The 17,317-nt window shown below is 71.1% G+C and carries 16 protein-coding genes; 7 read left to right on the top strand and 9 right to left on the bottom strand.

Translation table 11 applies throughout. The annotated features are described in order from the left end of the window. Window positions 1–360: 360 nt before the first annotated feature. Window positions 361–1,008, bottom strand: a complete 648-nt coding sequence (locus tag ABZ862_RS10555; protein WP_360955477.1) for a DNA-3-methyladenine glycosylase — start codon at window positions 1,006–1,008, stop codon at window positions 361–363. 137 nt (window positions 1,009–1,145) lie between these two features. On the opposite strand from ABZ862_RS10555, the gene ABZ862_RS10550 reads away from it, so the two are divergent. From ABZ862_RS10550 to ABZ862_RS10540, 3 genes are all read left to right on the top strand, one after another. Next, entirely contained in the window at window positions 1,146–1,928 is a 783-nt protein-coding gene (locus ABZ862_RS10550) for a sporulation protein (RefSeq protein WP_360955475.1), read from the top strand. 71 nt (window positions 1,929–1,999) lie between these two features. Further along, complete coding sequence (locus ABZ862_RS10545; protein ID WP_360955473.1) at window positions 2,000–2,539, top strand: YbhB/YbcL family Raf kinase inhibitor-like protein; 540 nt, start codon at window positions 2,000–2,002, stop codon at window positions 2,537–2,539. A 167-nt stretch (window positions 2,540–2,706) separates the two neighbouring features. After that, on the top strand, window positions 2,707–3,213 hold the full coding sequence (locus ABZ862_RS10540) for an HNH endonuclease (RefSeq protein ID WP_360955471.1): 507 nt from the start codon (window positions 2,707–2,709) through the stop codon (window positions 3,211–3,213). A gap of 96 nt (window positions 3,214–3,309) precedes the next feature. Here ABZ862_RS10540 and ABZ862_RS10535 read toward each other — a convergent pair whose 3' ends face one another. The 3 genes from ABZ862_RS10535 to ABZ862_RS10525 all read right to left on the bottom strand — a co-directional run bounded on the left by ABZ862_RS10535 (window position 3,310) and on the right by ABZ862_RS10525 (window position 5,725). Then, entirely contained in the window at window positions 3,310–4,248 is a 939-nt protein-coding gene (locus ABZ862_RS10535; protein WP_360955469.1) for an SPFH domain-containing protein, read from the bottom strand. A 198-nt stretch (window positions 4,249–4,446) separates the two neighbouring features. After that, entirely contained in the window at window positions 4,447–4,878 is a 432-nt protein-coding gene (locus ABZ862_RS10530) for an NfeD family protein (protein ID WP_360955467.1), read from the bottom strand. A gap of 49 nt (window positions 4,879–4,927) precedes the next feature. Further along, entirely contained in the window at window positions 4,928–5,725 is a 798-nt protein-coding gene (locus ABZ862_RS10525; protein ID WP_360955465.1) for an ABC transporter ATP-binding protein, read from the bottom strand. 151 nt (window positions 5,726–5,876) lie between these two features. Between ABZ862_RS10525 and ABZ862_RS10520 the strand changes: the two genes are divergently transcribed. Continuing rightward, window positions 5,877–6,665 (top strand): hypothetical protein, encoded by a 789-nt coding sequence (locus tag ABZ862_RS10520; protein WP_360955463.1) that lies wholly within the window; start codon window positions 5,877–5,879, stop codon window positions 6,663–6,665. Between the two features lie 530 nt (window positions 6,666–7,195). Beyond that, window positions 7,196–7,993 (top strand): transglycosylase SLT domain-containing protein, encoded by a 798-nt coding sequence (locus ABZ862_RS10515; RefSeq protein WP_360955461.1) that lies wholly within the window; start codon window positions 7,196–7,198, stop codon window positions 7,991–7,993. A 110-nt stretch (window positions 7,994–8,103) separates the two neighbouring features. Here the strand turns inward: ABZ862_RS10515 and ABZ862_RS10510 are convergent, their stop codons facing one another. Then, complete coding sequence (locus tag ABZ862_RS10510) at window positions 8,104–10,623, bottom strand: FHA domain-containing protein (protein WP_360955459.1); 2,520 nt, start codon at window positions 10,621–10,623, stop codon at window positions 8,104–8,106. A 393-nt stretch (window positions 10,624–11,016) separates the two neighbouring features. On the opposite strand from ABZ862_RS10510, the gene ABZ862_RS10505 reads away from it, so the two are divergent. Then, entirely contained in the window at window positions 11,017–12,975 is a 1,959-nt protein-coding gene (locus ABZ862_RS10505; protein ID WP_360955457.1) for a streptophobe family protein, read from the top strand. A 228-nt stretch (window positions 12,976–13,203) separates the two neighbouring features. Then, entirely contained in the window at window positions 13,204–14,412 is a 1,209-nt protein-coding gene (gene serB, locus ABZ862_RS10500; RefSeq protein WP_360955455.1) for a phosphoserine phosphatase SerB, read from the top strand. 135 nt (window positions 14,413–14,547) lie between these two features. Here the strand turns inward: serB and ABZ862_RS10495 are convergent, their stop codons facing one another. The 4 genes from ABZ862_RS10495 to ABZ862_RS10480 form a co-directional block, all read right to left on the bottom strand. Continuing rightward, window positions 14,548–15,066, bottom strand: a complete 519-nt coding sequence (locus ABZ862_RS10495) for a histidine phosphatase family protein (protein WP_360955453.1) — start codon at window positions 15,064–15,066, stop codon at window positions 14,548–14,550. Window positions 15,067–15,229: 163 nt separating this feature from the next. Next, the gene (locus tag ABZ862_RS10490) at window positions 15,230–15,439 is read right to left on the bottom strand and encodes a hypothetical protein (protein WP_360955451.1); all 210 of its coding nucleotides are present in this window, start codon (window positions 15,437–15,439) and stop codon (window positions 15,230–15,232) included. A gap of 179 nt (window positions 15,440–15,618) precedes the next feature. After that, window positions 15,619–15,735: an SGM_5486 family transporter-associated protein gene (locus ABZ862_RS10485; protein ID WP_360955449.1), complete on the bottom strand. Its 117-nt coding sequence runs from the start codon at window positions 15,733–15,735 to the stop codon at window positions 15,619–15,621. A gap of 65 nt (window positions 15,736–15,800) precedes the next feature. Further along, entirely contained in the window at window positions 15,801–17,276 is a 1,476-nt protein-coding gene (locus ABZ862_RS10480; protein ID WP_360955447.1) for an MFS transporter, read from the bottom strand. Window positions 17,277–17,317: the final 41 nt, after the last annotated feature.

Below are 17,317 nucleotides of genomic sequence, written 5' to 3'. Positions count from 1 at the left end.
GCTGTTGAGTTCTCAAGGAACGGACGCTTCCTTTGTACTCACCCTCTCGGGCTTTCCTCCGGGCTTCCCTTCGGTGTTTCCGACTCTATCAGATCCTTTCGGCGTCCGATTCCCCGTCGGAGGGGGTTTGTCTCGGGCCTTGGCTTTCGCTTGTCGGCCTTTCGACATTCACTACGTTAGCCCATTGCTTCGTGGACTCATAATCGAGTTCGAAGGCAACCGAATTCGGATGTGCGGACACACCGAACAGGCCCCCGCTGGGGGTGACCGTAGGTAGTGGTTTGGCCGCTTCCGGCTGCAGGCGAACGCCGTACCCGGTTCAAGCGGCTCGGACTACATTACGCACCTGGGTGGGGCGCGTCAACTTGAGCCGGAGCGCCGCCGGGGTACGTGGGCACGGTACGGACTCACCGTCGGGTCGTCGTCGATCCAGTACCGCCAGGGGTGGACGCCTCCGTCGCCGGACACGCCGGTACGCGGGCCGCTGCGCACCCGGCCGGCGACGACCGGGGTGCCGGTCAGTATGCGGAGCGGGGTGGCGGCGGTGGCGCACACGTCGGTGCCGTTCAGGGCGCGGTCGATCCCGAGGGCGGTGGCCAGCCGGGCGGGCCCCTTGGCCAGTTCCCTGTCGTTGCGGGCCGCGGCCCGGCGCTCGCGGGCCAGATCCGCGCCCTCCACCACCTCACCGGCGCGCAGCAGCACCGCACTCGCCCGGCCTTCCGGCCCGCACACCAGATTCATGCAGAACCACATGCCGTACGTGAAGTAGACGTAGACGTGTCCGGGCGGGCCGAACATCACCTCGTTGCGGGGGGTGCGGCCGCGGTAGGCGTGGGAGCCGGGGTCGTTCGGGCCGTCGTAGGCCTCGACCTCCGTCAGGCGCACCGTGATCGGCCCGTCCGGGGTGCTGCGGACGAGGAGGCGGCCCAGCAGGTCGGGGGCGACCTCCAGTACAGGGCGGTCGAAGAACTTCCTCGGGAGAGGGATACGGTCCGGGGGCGCGATCATGGCGTCCGAGCGTAGTCCGGCCGGATCCGCGCCAAGGGCTGGTCAAGGAATCGTCCGGTTGCCAGGGTGTGGCCCGGAACCGGTCGGGGCCGGTTGGCGTTTGTAGGGATCAGGGATCCATTCGTAAAGGGAGAGTCATGCCGTTCAAGAAGCTGCTCGCGAGTCTCGGGGCCGGCGGGGGCTCGGTCGAGACCGTGCTGACCGAGGTCAACGTCGTTCCGGGCGGTGTCGTCCAGGGTGAGGTGCGGATCCAGGGCGGGTCCGTGGCGCAGGACATCCAGGGGCTCTCGGTGGGTCTGCAGGCCCGGGTCGAGGTGGAGAGCGGGGAAGAGGAGTACAAGCAGGACATCGAGTTCGCGAAGGTGCAGCTGGGCGGTGCCTTCCAGCTGCAGCCGGGTGCCGTGCACACCGTGCCGTTCGGGCTGGAGGTGCCCTGGGAGACGCCGGTCACGATGATCGACGGCCAGGCGCTGCGCGGGATGAACATCGGGGTGTCCACGGAGCTGGCGATCGCGCGGGCGGTGGACTCCCACGACCTGGACCCGGTGAACGTGCACCCGATGCCGGCGCAGAAGGCGATCCTGGACGCCTTCATCCAGCTGGGCTTCCGCTTCAAGCACGCGGACATGGAGCGCGGCCACATCCGCAACACGCGTCAGCGGCTGCCGTTCTACCAGGAGATCGAGTTCCAGCCGCCGTCCCAGTACCGGGGTCTGAACCAGGTCGAGCTGACGTTCGTGGCCGATGAGCACGCCATGGACGTCGTCCTGGAGATGGACAAGAAGCCGGGTCTGTTCAGCGAGGGCAGCGACACGTTCCGGTCGTTCCAGGTGGGTCTGCACGACTTCCACGGGACCGATTGGGCGGCTTATCTCAACCAGTGGATCTCCGAGGTCGGCAGCAAGCGCAACTGGTTCTAGGCTCGGTTCTGCTGAGAACGAGAACCACTGAACCAGAGCCACTGAGCGGAACCGATCCAGGAGGTACCGAGGTGACCGAGCTCAAGCGGCGGCCGCTGCCCCATGACTTCCATCCGCCCGTCCCGTCGTTCACGGTGACGAGCGAGGACGTCGAGGAGGGGGCGACGCTCAAGGGGGCACAGGTCCACGCGGAGGGCAACACCTCCCCGCAGCTGAAGTGGGAGGGCTTCCCTCCGGAGACCAGAAGTTTCGCCGTGACCTGCTACGACCCCGACGCCCCCACGGGCAGCGGGTTCTGGCACTGGGTCGTGTTCGACATCCCGGCGGGTGTGACGGAGCTGCCGGCGGGCGCGGGCAGCGGATCCTTCGCGGGGCTGCCCGAGGGCGCCGTACAGGTGCGCAACGACTACGGCACCAAGGACTTCGGGGGTGCCGCGCCGCCGCCCGGGGACGGGCCGCACCGGTACGTCTTCACGGTGTACGCGGTGGACCAGGAGAAGCTCGGACCGGACGCGGACGTCTCGCCCGCGGTCGTCGGCTTCAACCTGCGGTTCCACACGATCGCGCGCGCCCGGCTCATCGGTGAGTACGAGAACACGGGCACCGGCTGACGCACGGGCTGAACAAGCCAGGCGTTCATGGAACGTTTGCCCGCCTCCGGTCATGGAATTGATCGGAGGCGGGCACTTTTTATTGCGTTGTCCATCTCGGCGTGCCCGGCCAGAGTTGATCCGAGCCCGCCGGTGAGGTGGGCAGGTGCGCAAGGGAGGTGGGCTGGATGCGGGACACGCTGGTGCTGAACGCGAGCTTCGAGCCGCTGTCTACGGTGACGTTGAACCGGGCCGTCGTTCTGGTGCTGCAGGACAAGGCCGTCGTCGAGCAGGCCCACCCCGAACTGCGTATGCGGGGCGCCGAGGTGGACATACCCGCGCCGCGGGTCATCCGGCTGTGCCGGTACGTACGGGTGCCGTTCCGAAGACAAGCCCCGTGGTCGCGGCGGGGGGTGCTGGTGCGGGACCGGCACCGGTGCGCGTACTGCGGGAAGCGGGCGACGACCGTGGACCATGTGGTGCCCCGGGCGCAGGGGGGCGGCGACACCTGGCTGAACACGGTGGCGTCGTGCGCGGAGGACAACCACCGCAAAGCGGCCCGGACTCCGGAGCAGGCGGGGATGCCGTTGCTGCGGCTGCCGTTCGAGCCGTCCCCGGCGGATGCGATGCTCCTGGCTCTGGGGACGGAGTCCGTACGGGGGCTTCCGGAGTGGCTCGGTCAGCCCGCGGCGTGATCTCCGCCGTACCGGCGTCTTCTGCCCGGGAGTTGCTCCAGCCGTACGCGAGGGGCTCGCCGTCACGACGGCGAGCCCCTCTGTCCGTGCCGGGGTTCAGTCGATCGGCGGCTTCTCGCGGCGGTCCGTGCCGTTGGTCGAGGAGCCGGAACCGCCGCCTATTCCGCCGAAGTTGCCCATCGCGCCGGAGAGGCCCTTGAGGGCGTCGCCGATCTCGCTGGGGACGATCCAGAGCTTGTTGGCGTCGCCCTCGGCGATCTTCGGGAGCATCTGGAGGTACTGGTAGGAGAGGAGCTTCTGGTCCGGGTCTCCGGCATGGATGGCCTCGAAGACCGTGCGGACGGCCTGCGCCTCGCCCTCGGCACGCAGGGCGGCGGCCTTGGCCTCGCCCTCGGCACGCAGGATCTGGGACTGCTTCTCGCCCTCCGCCGTGAGGATCGCGGCCTGGCGGGTACCTTCGGCGGTGAGGATCGCGGCGCGCTTGTCACGGTCGGCGCGCATCTGCTTCTCCATCGAGTCCTGGATGGAGGTGGGCGGTTCGATGGCCTTCAGCTCGACGCGGTTGACGCGGATGCCCCACTTGCCGGTGGCCTCGTCGAGGACGCCGCGCAGGGCCGCGTTGATCTCCTCGCGGGAGGTGAGGGTGCGCTCGAGGTCCATGCCGCCGATGATGTTGCGCAGCGTGGTGACGGTGAGCTGCTCGATGGCCTGGATGTAGCTGGCGACCTCGTAGGTGGCGGCCCGGGCGTCGGTCACCTGGTAGTAGATGACGGTGTCGATGTTGACGACCAGGTTGTCCTGGGTGATCACCGGCTGCGGCGGGAACGGGACGACCTGTTCACGCAGGTCGATGCGGTTGCGGATGGTGTCTATGAACGGGACCACGATGTTGAGCCCCGCGTTGAGTGTCCGCGTGTAACGGCCGAAGCGCTCCACGATCGCGGCGCTGGCCTGTGGGATGACCTGAATCGTCTTGATCAGGGCGATGAAGACCAACACCACCAGAATGACCAGGACGATGATGACCGGTGCCATCGCGTTCCCCGTACCCTTCTCCGCCTCGGCGCTCTCGGAAGACCTCGAAGATCCTCCGGACCGCGGAAGATCTTGCTGGTCGAGTCTGGCAGAACGGCGTCTGCCTCGTTGGTTGTTCGGTTCAGTTGGATCGGTGCACTGGGCGTACATCGGACAACAACATGATGCGCAGAGGCGTGCAGGATCATGCGGCGACGGTCACAGGACGATCGCGGTGGCTCCCTCGATGTCCACGACGTCGACCTCCTGGCCCGCCTCGTAGACCCGGTCGGTGTCGAGTGCCCGCGCGGACCAGACCTCGCCCGCGAGCTTGATACGGCCGCCCGTCCCGTCGACGCGCTCCAGGACGACGGCCTGCCTGCCCTTCAACGCGTCCACCCCGGTGGCGAGTTGCGGGCTCTGTGTGCGGTGCCGGGCGGCGATGGGCCGTACGACGCCGATGAGTGCGACGGAGACGGCGACGAAGACGAGAACCTGTACGACGATGCCGAATCCGAGCCCCGCGGTGACGGCGGCGGCCACGGCCCCCACCGCGAACATGCCGAACTCCGGCATGGCGGTCACGACGAGCGGGATTCCGAGCGCTGCCGCGCCGACGAGCCACCACACCCACGCCTCGATGTCGTTCACAAGGTCATGGTAGGACCGCGGCCGGGCCGCGGACAGGGCGCAACGGGGTTCAGGACAGCGGAAGTCCGTGCGCGGTCCAGCGGTCGCCGAGCTGCTCGACGACGAGGGGCAGGCCGAAGCAGAGCGAGAGGTTGCGGGAGGTGAGTTCGAGCTCGATCGGTCCCGCGGTGAGGACCTTGCCCTGACGGATCATCAGGACGTGGGTGAAGCCCGGGGCGATCTCCTCGACATGGTGCGTGACCATGATCATGGAGGGGGCGATGGGGTCGCGGGCGAGACGGCCGAGCCGGCGGACGAGGTCCTCGCGGCCGCCGAGGTCGAGTCCGGCGGCGGGCTCGTCGAGGAGGAGCAGTTCGGGGTCGGTCATCAGGGCGCGGGCGATGAGGGTGCGCTTGCGCTCGCCCTCGGAGAGGGTGCCGAACCTGCGCTCCAGGAAGTCGCTCATCCCGAGGCGGTCGAGGAAGGCGCGGGCCCGCAGCTCGTCGACCTCGTCGTAGTCCTCCTGCCAGTGGGCCGTCATGCCGTACGCGGCGGTCAGCACGGTCTCCAGGACGGTCTGGCGCCTGGGGAGCTTCTCGGCCATGGCGACGCCGGCGATGCCGATGCGGGGGCGCAGCTCGAAGACGTCGGTGCCGGGCCGGCCGAGGGTCTCGCCGAGGATGGCGACGGTGCCCGTGGTGGGGTACAGGTAGCTGGACGCGACATTCAGCAGGGTGGTCTTGCCGGCACCGTTCGGACCGACGATGACCCAGCGCTCGCCTTCTTTGACCGACCAGGAGACCTGGTCCACCAGAGCCCGGCCCTCACGGACCACGGATACGTCCTGAAGCTCCAGAACATCGCTCATGAGCGCGTTGTCTCCCCTTGCAGTGTGGCCGGTCTCGGCTGGTCGCGTTCGCCTGTGGCTCGGTCCGCCGCGCCTGTGGCGCAGTCCCCTAGGAAATCTACGCCACCGCCCCCGCGGTCCGGTTCATCGGTCCGCTCCTTAGGGTGGGGGCATGCTCTCGGAACCGCGCTCTGGTCGCCTCGCCGCTTGGGGAAATGCGCTTTTGGCCGGACTTGCCTCTCCCGACGACGCCGTACACGCCGTCGTCGGGGCGGACGCCGTGCACCGGGTGACCGGGCTGCCCGGCGAATCGTCGCCGGTCGGACTGACGCTGGCGCTGGGACGGCTGCGGGCGCTCGGGGTGAGCGGGCTGCGGGTGGCGCTGCCCGCGCCGGGGCATCCGCTGGGGCTGAGCGGACCGCCGGAGTTCAACGCGCGGGCGCTGGAGGCCGGGGAGGCGGTGATCTGTCACGGGGTCGCGCTGGGACTTGTGCCGGAGGTGTCCGAGGCCGGGCCCGAGGGCGATGTGCACGCCGAGGTGGTCTGGCGGGTGCTGCCGGTGCGGGAGGCCCCGCCCGCGGACGTGCCGTCGCTCGGCGAGGCGGAGCGGGAGCTGGCGGAGGCGCTGCGGGACACGACGGCGGTGCTGTCGCGGCTGGACGTGGCCGCGTCGGGCCCGGCGGCGGAGGCGGCGATCGACGCCTACCGGGCGCGGTCCGAGCAGGGCCGCGAGGTGCTGGCGCCGGGCTACCCGGCGCGGGCGGCACGGGTCCTGGAGCTGGCGCAGCGGGTGGCTCTGCTGGTGTCGCTGGCGGAGGAGAGCGGCCACGGCGGCGCGGTGAGCGCCTCGGAGATGGGCGCGCGGGCGCTGGCGCTGCGTCCGGTGGAGCGTACGGCGCGACGCGCGCAGGTGGCCGCGTACAACGCGTACGTGGAGGAGCGGGAGCGCGGCATCGGGTAGCCCCGGTACCGGGCGGCTCACGGAACCGGTCCGGGACCGCCCGGGGCAGCGGCCCGGTCGGCCGGCTCAGGACGAGGTCGTCCTCGTCGAGGGCGGCGGGGCGGAGTCTCCCTACGACGGCGAGGTGCCATAGCGGGCGGGGCTGTCCGCCATCGGTGGCCGATGGCGCTCACTCACGGCGTTGCTGCGGCAACTCCTGGTAGTTCATATGCATAGCTTATGTGAGTCGGCGCACGGGACGCAGATCACGTACGAAGGGGCTTAGGAGTCATGCGCAGCATATGAGGTGCAGTCGAGCGGATCGGTCGATGCGTTTTGTCCCGATTTACCGCCATGTGATCCACTACCCGGCCTAGTACGTCACACCTTTGCCCGCCTGTTTAGCGGCCGCTAAGAATGGCTTCTGTCGCTCAGCGCTGCGGGTCCTTCCCGCGACACATCTACGCGAGTGGATCACGTGTCCTCCTGATCACGTGTCCTCCTGTCTGACGCCGAGCGCCCTTCCCGCTATCCGAAGAGGTCTCTCCGTCATGCCCGAGTTCACCCGCTTTCGTCTCCACCGCCGTGCGCTGACCCGTCACCACAAGGTCGCGATCGCCGGTGTCACCGCTCTCGGCACCGCCGCTCTGGCCTTCTCGGCGGTTCCCAGCAGCGCCGAGACGACGGTGGCCGGCGGGACGACGGCGGCCGGCGCGCACTCGCAGGCGTCGGTGGCGTACCGGGCCGAGCCGATCAAGGACGTACGGGTCCAGGTCACCGACCAGCTCGCCGGCGCCGGTGTGAAGACCGAGGACATCGCGGCGCGCCGGCAGGCCGCCGTCGAGGCCGCCGCGGCGAAGAAGGCGACCGCGGACAAGGCCGCCGCGGACCGTGCCGCGGCGCAGCGCGGGCACGGCGCCGCGAAGAAGGGCACCTCCCACCGCGCCGCCGGAACGCACCGGTCGAAGAAGGCGGCGAGCCGGTCCGCGAAGCGCGCCCCGCTCAAGCGGGCGGCCCGGACGCACTACGGCAACAACCTGAACGGCTGGATCAAGGAAGCCCTGAACATCATGCACTCCAAGGGCATCCCGGGCAGCTACAGCGGGCTGCACCGCAACATCATGCGGGAGTCCTCGGGCAACCCGCACGCGATGAACGGCTGGGACACGAACGCCGCCGCCGGTATCCCGTCCAAGGGTCTGCTGCAGGTGATCCAGCCGACGTTCAGGGCGTACCACGTCGCGGGCACGTCCTGGAACATCTTCGACCCGGTCGCCAACATCACCGCCGCCGCCAACTACGCGGCCGACCGGTACGGCTCGATCGACAACGTCAACAGCGCGTACTGAGCCCGCGGAGCGGCTCGCGCCCCTGCACGCCGAAGGGCGGCACCCTCCTGACGGGGTGCCGCCCTTCGGTCCGGTACGGGGCGGTCGGTCGGCGCGGCCGCCCGGCGCGGTCACTTGCGCATGACCTCCGGCTCGTGGCGGCGCAGGAAGCGGGCCACGAGGAAGCCGCAGATCACGCCGAGGACGATCAGCGCGGCCATGTCCATGCCCCAGGCCGACGCCGTGTGGTTCCACAGCGGGTCGGTGCTGGTCGGGTCGTCCGTGTTCGGGGCGATCTTGTTGAAGTCCAGCGTGGTGCCCGCGGCGGCCACCGCCCAGCGCGACGGCATGAGGTACGAGAACTCGTTGGCGCCGACCGCGCCGTGCAGGGTGAACAGGCAGCCGGTGAACACGACCTGGATGATCGCGAACATGACGAGCAGCGGCATGGTCTTCTCGGCGGTCTTCACCAGCGAGGAGATGACGAGGCCGAACATCATCGACGTGAAGCCCAGCGCCATGATCGGCACGCACAGTTCGAGCATGGTCGAGTTGCCGAGGACCAGGCCCTTGGGCGGGATGTCACGGCTGGAGAAGCCGATCAGGCCGACCATCAGGCCCTGCAGCAGGGTGACCACGCCGAGCACGACCACCTTGGACATCAGGTACGCCGAGCGGGACAGGCCGGTGGCGCGCTCCCGCTCGTAGATGACCCGTTCCTTGATCAGCTCACGCACCGAGTTGGCCGCGCCCGCGAAGCACGCGCCGACGGCGAGGATCAGCAGCACCGTGGTCGCGGTGCCGTTGGGGATCGGCACGCCGGTCTTCGGGTTGACGTGGTTGACCAGCAGGCCCTTGTTGCTGTCGATGAGGAGGCTGACCGCGCCGAGCACCGCGGGCAGGATCACCGTCAGCGCGAGGAAGCCCTTGTCGGAGACGATGACGGCGGTGTACCGCCGGACGAGGGTCATCAGCTGCGACATCCAGCCCTGCGGCTTGGGCGGCCTGATGGCCTGCGCCGGGGGCATCGTCACCGACTGCGCGGCGACGGCGTCGATGTCCGCGGCGTACATCTGGTAGTGCTGCGAGCCCTTCCAGCGGCCCGCCCAGTCGTAGTCGCGGTAGTTCTCGAAGGCGGAGAAGACGTCGGCCCAGGTGTCGTAGCCGAAGAAGTTGAGGGCTTCCTCGGGCGGGCCGAAGTAGGCGACGGAGCCGCCGGGTGCCATCACCAGGAGCTTGTCGCAGATGGCGAGTTCGGCCACCGAGTGGGTGACGACGAGGACCGTGCGGCCGTCGTCGGCCAGCCCGCGCAGCAGCTGCATCACGTCGCGGTCCATGCCCGGGTCGAGCCCCGAGGTGGGCTCGTCCAGGAAGATCAGGGACGGCTTGGTGAGCAGCTCCAGCGCCACCGAGACGCGCTTGCGCTGGCCGCCGGAGAGGGAGGTGACCTTCTTCTCCTTGTGGACGTCCAGCTTCAGTTCGCGCAGCACCTCGTCGATGCGGGCCTCGCGCTCAGTGGCCGTGGTGTCAGCCGGGAAGCGCAGCTTGGCCGCGTACTTGAGGGCCTTCTTGACGGTCAGTTCCTTGTGCAGGATGTCGTCCTGCGGGACCAGACCGATGCGCTGGCGCAGTTCGGCGAACTGCTTGTAGAGGTTCCGGTTGTCGTACAGGACCTCGCCCTGGTCGGCGGGCCGGTAGCCGGTGAGCGCCTTGAGCAGCGTGGACTTGCCGGAGCCGGACGGGCCGATCACCGCGATCAGCGACTTCTCCGGGACGCCGAAGGAGACGTCCTTGAGGATCTGCTTGCCGCCGTCGACCGTGACCGTCAGATGACGTGCCGAGAAGGACACCTCACCGGTGTCGACGAACTCCTCGAGGCGGTCGCCGACGATCCGGAACGTCGAGTGGCCCACACCGACGATGTCGGTCGGGCCCAGCTGGACCGAGCCGCCCTTGGGGATCGGCTGGCCGTTGACGTACGTGCCGTTGTGCGAGCCCAGGTCGCGCATCTCGTAGCGGCCGTCGGGCGTCGAGTGGAACTCGGCGTGATGGCGCGAGACCTGGAGGTCGGAGACCACCAGCTCGTTCTCCAGGGCGCGGCCGATGCGCATCACGCGGCCGAGGGAGAACTGGTGGAAGGTGGTCGGGCTGCGGTCGCCACCGTAGACCGGCGGCGCCCCCGCACCGCCGGCGGGCCCGTGACCTGCGGGTCCCTGCTGCTGCGGGATGGGCGGCGCCGACTGCTGCGGCGCGGGCCAGCCGGGCTGCGCGGCCTGCGGCTGCGGAGCGGCCTGCTGCCAGCCGGGGGCCGCGCCCTGCGCCGCGTACGGCTGCTGCTGCGGCGGGGCCACTGCGGCGCCGGTGCCGGAGAAGCCGACGCGCGGTCCGTCCGTGCCGTTGCCCAGGTGCAGCACCGTGCCCGGCGCGAGCTCGGTCCGCTGGATCCGCCGCCCCTGCACGAACGTTCCGTTCGTGCTTCCGTGGTCCTCGACGACCCAGCCGCGGCCGTCGAAACTGACCGTGGCGTGGCGCCAGGACACCCTGGCGTCGTCGAAGACTATGTCCCCCTGCGGATCACGTCCGAGGGTGTATGGCCTGGACGGATCCAGCGTCCAGGTCCGTCCGTTTGATTCCAGTACGAGTTCCGGCACTCCATGCCCCACTGAGTTGTCCCCCGAATTACCCCCATCGACAGGGAGTGTAGGGATGTCGAACATCGTGGGGAACTATTCCAGGCTCCGGCCTCTGACCGAAACCCGGGACGTGCGCGGCGCCGCCCGGCGGACTCCGCGGACGACGGGCGGGCCCGGCGGCGGGGCTTGCGGCAAGGCCGCCTGCGCGCTCCGCACGCGCCGCGCATGCGCCGCACGCGAGCCGTTCAGGCGCCGCGCACAAGCCGTTCGGACGCCGCGTACGAGCCGTGCGGGGGAGTGCTTCGGCCCGTGCCGTTGACGGGGTGGAAACCGGACCGGAGAGTGGTAATCCCCGCGAGGGGGACACGTGCGGCCGTCTCGTCGGCCGCATCGCGGATCGGGGGGTCTGCCATGAGTTCGGCCACGGGTGCGAGGGGCGGTCGGCGTACGCCGGTCCACGGCGGTGCCGCGCCGCTGCCCTGGGCGGACGTCCTGCTGTCCGCGCTGGTCTCGGTCGGCTGGGCGTTGACCGGGATGGCGGCCGTGGCCGCGCTCGGCCTGCATCTGCTGGAGGCCGATTCGACCGGTGCGCTCGGCCCGATGACCGCCGCGGTGGTGGCACTCGGGGCGGGCGGTTCGGTCAGGCCGTCCGGCGACGTCTCCGCGTTCGGGTTGCAGGGCACCGTGGCGCACACCGCCCTGCAGATCACTCCGCTCGGGGTGAGCCTGGTGGGTGCGCTGCTGCTGTCCTGGTTCTTCCTGCGGTCACTGCGGAGCGCGGGAGCCGTGATCGCGCCCGGCGAACTCCTGGCGCGGGCGGGCACGGTGACGGTGCTGTTCACGGCGATGCTGGGCGGGCTCGCCTGGGCGGGGCACGACCTCATCACGATCGACGGGGCCAAGCTGGGCCTCGACAGGCTTCCCGGCGGCCTGGGTTCGGGATCGGGGTCGGGGTCGGGGTCGGGGTCGGGGTCGGGCGGGGTGAAGATCCCGGGGCTCGGCGACATCGGGAGCATCGGCGGGCTGCTGCCGGACAGCATCGGCAAACTCGTCGACGCCAAGGCCGCGGTGGGCTTCACCGTCGACACCGTGCCCACGCTGCTCGGGGGGTTCGGCTGGACGGCGGGCGTCCTGGCCGTCGCGCTGCTCGCCTCCCGCCGCACCCCGCTGCCGGCGGGCTGGGACGCCGTGCACCGGGTGGTGCGTCCGGCGGTGTCGGCGCTGGTCACGGTGCTGCTGAGCACCGTGGCGGCGGGTCTCGCGGCGGCGGCCTACGCGGCGATCGGCGACCCCCATCCGAAGCGCATCGCCGGCGCGGCACTGCTCGGGGCGCCGAACGGGACATGGCTCGGCGTCCCGCTCGGCCTGTTCGTGCCCTGGGACGGAAAGGCGACGGGCGTCCTCACCCATTTCCTTCCGGCCCCGCTGGACAAGCTCCTGAGCACGCACCCCGGCGGCCGGCCGGTGACGCTGGGGCGGCTGGCCGACCTGGACGGGCGGGTGTGGCTGCTCGCGGTCGCGGCGGCGACGGCGATGCTGCTGGCGGGGGTGCTGACGGCGGTCCGCACACCGGTGGGGGCGGGTTCCGGTGGTGAGCGGGGCGCGGGGGCGCTCGGGTTCGCGGGGCGGTGCGCCGTGCGGCTGGGGGTGGTGACCGCCCTCGCGCTGCCGCTGCTCGTCCTGCTCACGGACGTCTCCGTGAACGCCTCGCTGTCGGTGCTGGGCTTCGACGCGTTCGGCGCGGGCATCGAGCTGCACGGCCGTACGGGGACGGCGTTGCTGCTCGGCGCCGTGTGGGGGGCCGGGGCGGGGGCGGCCGGGGCGTTGCTGGCGTGGGTCGCGGGTGCGGCGGGACGGCGGGCGGTCGTTCCGGCACGGGGTGACGTGGCGGGGGCGGGCGGAGCCGGAGGTCCGGGGTACGTACGGGAGGCGGGCGGGGGGTTCACGGAGCACGCGCCGCCGTACGCACCGTCGTACCCACCGCGCACGGAGCCCCCGTCTCCCCCCGCCTCCCCGGTCCACGGCGGCGAGCCGCGCCCGGAGGAGAACGGACCGTACGCGGCGGGCAGCCCGTACCGCCCGCCGAACCCGGACACCAACCCGTATCTCCGCCTGCCGGACGAGGTACGGCGGCAGCCGGACGCCCGGCGCGCCCCGTCGGCCGGGGGCAGGACGCCCGAGGATCCGGCACCGCCCGCCGATGTCGCCGGGGCGCCCACGATGATCGGCCCGTTCCCGGAACCGTCCCCGCCCCGCCGGCGCCCGCCGGGCGACCGGGCCCGGTCGTTGGGCGGCTCGCAGGACGGGCCGCCTCCCCCTCCCCCACCACCGCCCGCTGCCCCGCCCCGCGGGCCGAAAGGACGGCGCTGAGGCCGAAAGGGAAGCACTGTGCCCGGAGGCCGTGTTCGGGACGCCGTTCGGGTTTACCGTCCCGGCGGCAGGTCGGCGAGGGCCTCCGGTCTGCCTCGGCGGTACGGGAGCACAACGTCATCGCCGCGCTGTCAAGGGCGCGCCACCTGCATGTAACCCACTGTTCCCTGTCCGCCAAGCGGACCGGAGGCGCCAAAGGCACTGGGTGCCGAATACAGTAGGACCACCATGAGCGCTTCGCAGACCTCCGATTCCCCCACGGTCCTCGTCAAGATTTTCGGCAAGGACAGGCCGGGTATCACAGCCGGGCTCTTCGACACCCTGGCCGCCTACTCCGTCGACGTCATCGACATCGAGCAGGTCGTCACCCGCGGCCGGATGGTGCTGTGCGCGCTCGTGACCCCGCCGCCCGCCGGTCTCGAGGGCGATCTGCGGGCCACCGTGCACAGCTGGGCCGAGTCGGTGAAGATGCAGGCGGAGATCATCTCCGGCAAGGGCGACAACCGGCCGCGCGGGCTGGGCCGTTCACTGGTGACGGTGCTCGGCAATCCGCTCACCGCGGAGTCGACGGCCGCGATCGCCGCCCGGATCGCCAAGACCGGCGGCAACATCGACCGTATCTTCCGGCTGGCCAAGTACCCCGTCACGGCGGTGGAGTTCGCGGTGTCGGGCGTGGAGACCGCGCCATTGCGGACTGCGTTGGCGACGGAGGCCGGTGCGCTCGGGGTGGACATCGCGGTCGTCTCGGCCGGGCTGCACCGCAGGGCGCAGCGGCTGGTCGTCATGGACGTGGACTCGACGCTGATCCAGGACGAGGTCATCGAGCTGTTCGCGGCGCACGCGGGCTGCGAGGACAGGGTGGCCGAGGTGACGGCGGCGGCCATGCGCGGCGAGCTGGACTTCGAGCAGTCGCTGCACGCCCGGGTGGCGCTCCTGGCGGGTCTGGACGCCTCGGTGGTGGACAAGGTGCGTGCCGAGGTCCGGCTGACTCCGGGTGCGCGCACCCTCATCCGTACGCTGAAGCGGCTCGGTTTCCAGGTGGGGGTCGTCTCGGGCGGCTTCACGCAGGTCACCGACGACCTCAAGGAGCGGCTCGGCCTGGACTTCGCCCAGGCGAACACGCTGGAGATCGCCGACGGCAGGCTGACGGGCAAGGTCACCGGTGAGATCGTGGACCGGGCGGGCAAGGCGCGGCTGCTGCGCCGGTTCGCCGCGGAGGCGGGCGTACCGCTGTCGCAGACCGTGGCGATCGGTGACGGCGCCAACGACCTGGACATGCTGAACGCGGCCGGCCTCGGGGTGGCCTTCAACGCCAAGCCGGTCGTCCGCGAGGCGGCCCACACCGCGGTGAACGTGCCCTTCCTGGACACGGTCCTCTATCTCCTGGGCATCACCCGGGAAGAGGTGGAAGCAGCCGACGCCAACGAGGACGACTGACCCTCCCGGCATCCCGCCCCGGGCTCCCTCGCCTCCCGCGCGCAGGAGAGGCCCGATGCAGGAGAGGCCCGGTGCAGGCCGGAGAAACCGGCGCCGGGCCTCATGCGAGTGAACGAGGTCGAAGGGGGACCGGCGTCAGTCGGACGGTGCCCAGTAGTCGACCAGCGTCCCCGCCCCCGGCTCCACCGTCTTCCAGGACCCGTCGAAGGTCACCACGGCAAAGGCCGCCGCAGGGAAGCCGCGCCGGTTCATCCGTTCCCGGGCGTCCCCTTCCGCCGCGCCGCACGCGATGTCGGCGAGGCCGTGGATGCTCGGGTTGTGCCCGATCATGATCACGTTCTGTACGTCGTCCGGGATTTCGTTAAGCACGGCGATCAGCTCACCGGGCGTGGCCTCGTAGAGCCGCTCCTCATAGACCGTTTTCGGCCGGTGCGGAAACTCGTGGACCGCGAGCTTCCAGGTCTCCCGGGTCCGGGTCGCGGTGGAGCACAGGGCCAGATCGAAAGGGATGCCGCTGTCGGCCAGCCTGCGTCCGGCCACTGCGGCGTCCGTACGGCCCCGCTCGGCGAGCGGACGCTCGTGGTCGGTCACCTGTGGCCAGTCGGCTTTCGCATGCCGGAAGAGGACAATCCTGCGAGGTTCTGCGACGCTCATGGAATCCAGCTTCGCATGAAACAGGCCACGGGGCGCAGGTAGTTGACTTGCGGCTTCGGCCCGAACCTGTCGGATGACCGCAGGTCCCGGGCCGAGCGGCCCCTCGTCGCGGTCACCCGGCGGGTGATCGGCAGGGTGATCGGCGGGCGTCCCGCACGGATGATCAGCCGCGGGTGATCAGCTGCTGGGCGCGCTCGATGAAGTGGGCGACGACGGGGTCGCCGCTCGCCGCGTGGGCGTCCACCGGGTTGAGTATCAGCAGGAGCAGAGTGATGAAGGCGAGGGCGGGCAGGGCCAGCGCCCACCACGGCAACCGGATGTCGACGCCGCCCGTGGCCGCCGGGTGGTGCCGGGTCTGGAGGGGGGCGGACATGGAGGGCCTCCGTCGGTTCGAGCGTTCCGCGGCCGCGCCTCGCGGCCACATCTCGAAATTACGGAACCGGCGGCCTCCGGCCCATCCGGTGACCCACCCACTTCCCCCTGAGTATCACCCCCTAGGGGATCGGGGGTTAACCCCACCTCCGACCCCGAGAGAGGCCCGCTGCGGGCGGCTCACGGCGCCGCGATGGTCGCGATGACGGCGATGATCACGAAGATGGCGAGGAACGAGCCGAAGATGAGCAGCATCTTCTTCTGGCCGTCCTTGGGATGCGGATCGAGCACTGGCATACCGCCCAGTCTCGCACCCGGCCCCCGGTCCCCCTCAGCCGGGGCGCCCCGGGCCGGCCCCGGACTCAGCCCCGGCCCGGTCCGGACCCGGCCCCGGACCGCCCGGCCTCCGCACCCGCCGTCATACCCGTCGTGCCCGCAGCACTCACCACGTCCACCGCGTCCACCGCACCCATCGCTTCGTCCTCCACCGTGCGGTTCCGCCCCGCCAGCACACCCGTCACCATCTGCGGCACCATGAGCCCCGCCATCAGCGCGATCGGCAGCCCCCAGCCCCCGCTGCCCTGGTAGAGGACGCCGACCAGCAGCGGGCCCGGGACGGAGATCAGATAGCCGGTGCTCTGCGCGAACGCCGACAGCTGGGCCACGCCCGCACCGGTCCTGGCGCGCATCCCGACCAGGGTGAGAGCGAGCGGGAAGGCGCAGTTGGAGATGCCGAGCAGCAGGGCCCAGGCCCAGGCGCCCCCGGCGGGGGCGACGTACAGCCCGGCGTACCCGGCGAGGCCGCAGGCGCCGAGCACCAGCACGATCGGTCCCTGCCGGGGCAGCCGGGTGGCCAGGCGCGGGATGACGAAGGCGAGCGGCACACCCATCACCATGGTCACGGCGAGCAGCAGCCCGGCGGTACCGGCGGGCACGCCCGCGTCGCGGAAGATCTGCGCCATCCAGCCCATGGTGATGTAGGCGGCGGTGGCCTGGAGCCCGAAGAAGACGGCGAGGGCCCAGGCGGTACGGCTGCGGGTGATCCGCAGCGTGGGTGCGGGGGTGCCCGCGGCAGCGGAGACCCCCGCACCGGGAGCCGCGCCCCGGTCGCGGTCCCGGTCCCGGACGAGCGGCAGCCAGGGCAGTACGGCGACCGCGGCGGGCAGTGCCCAGACGGCGAGGCCGGGCCGCCAGCCGCCGCCCAGCGCGTCGCTGAGCGGGACGGTGACCGCGGCGGCGGCCGAGGTGCCGAGGGCGAGCGCCATCGAGTAGAGCCCGGTCATGGGGCCGACCCGGTCGGGGAACCAGCGCTTGACGATGACGGGCATCAGGATGTTGCTGACGGCGATGCCCATGAGTGCCAGTGCGCTGGCGGCCAGGAACCCGGCCGTGCCGCCCAGGTAGGGCCGCAGGAGCAGTCCGGCGGTGACGGCGGTCATTCCGGCGCCCACCACGGCGGCGGGTCCGAAGCGGCGGGCCAGGCGCGGCGCCATGACGCCGAAGGCGGCGAAGCAGAGCGGCGGTACGGAGGTCAGCAGACCGGCGACGCTGCCGCTCATGCCGAGCCCCGCGCGGACGTCCGCGAGCAGGGCGCCGAGGCTGGTGATGGCGGGCCGGAGGCTGAGCGCGGCGAGCGCGATGCCGACGACGACGAGACGGGTCGCCCAGGGCGCCGTCGGCCGCGCGGTGGGCCGTACGTCCTCCCGCGCGGGCGCGCCGGCGGACGACGCCGCACCGGTAGCGGTAGCCGCCGCCTTCGCCGCCGCGTCCGGTGTGTCCGGTGTGTCCCGCGCCGGGTCCGGCGTGGATGAGGGGGTCGGTATGTCGTCGCTCGCCATGTCGGCCATCATAGAATCATGGGATGATAGGCCGTCCATCC

Source organism: Streptomyces sp. NPDC047000, assembly GCF_040644295.1.
Classification (GTDB): domain Bacteria; phylum Actinomycetota; class Actinomycetes; order Streptomycetales; family Streptomycetaceae; genus Streptomyces.
This window is presented reverse-complemented; position numbering and strand designations above follow the sequence as displayed.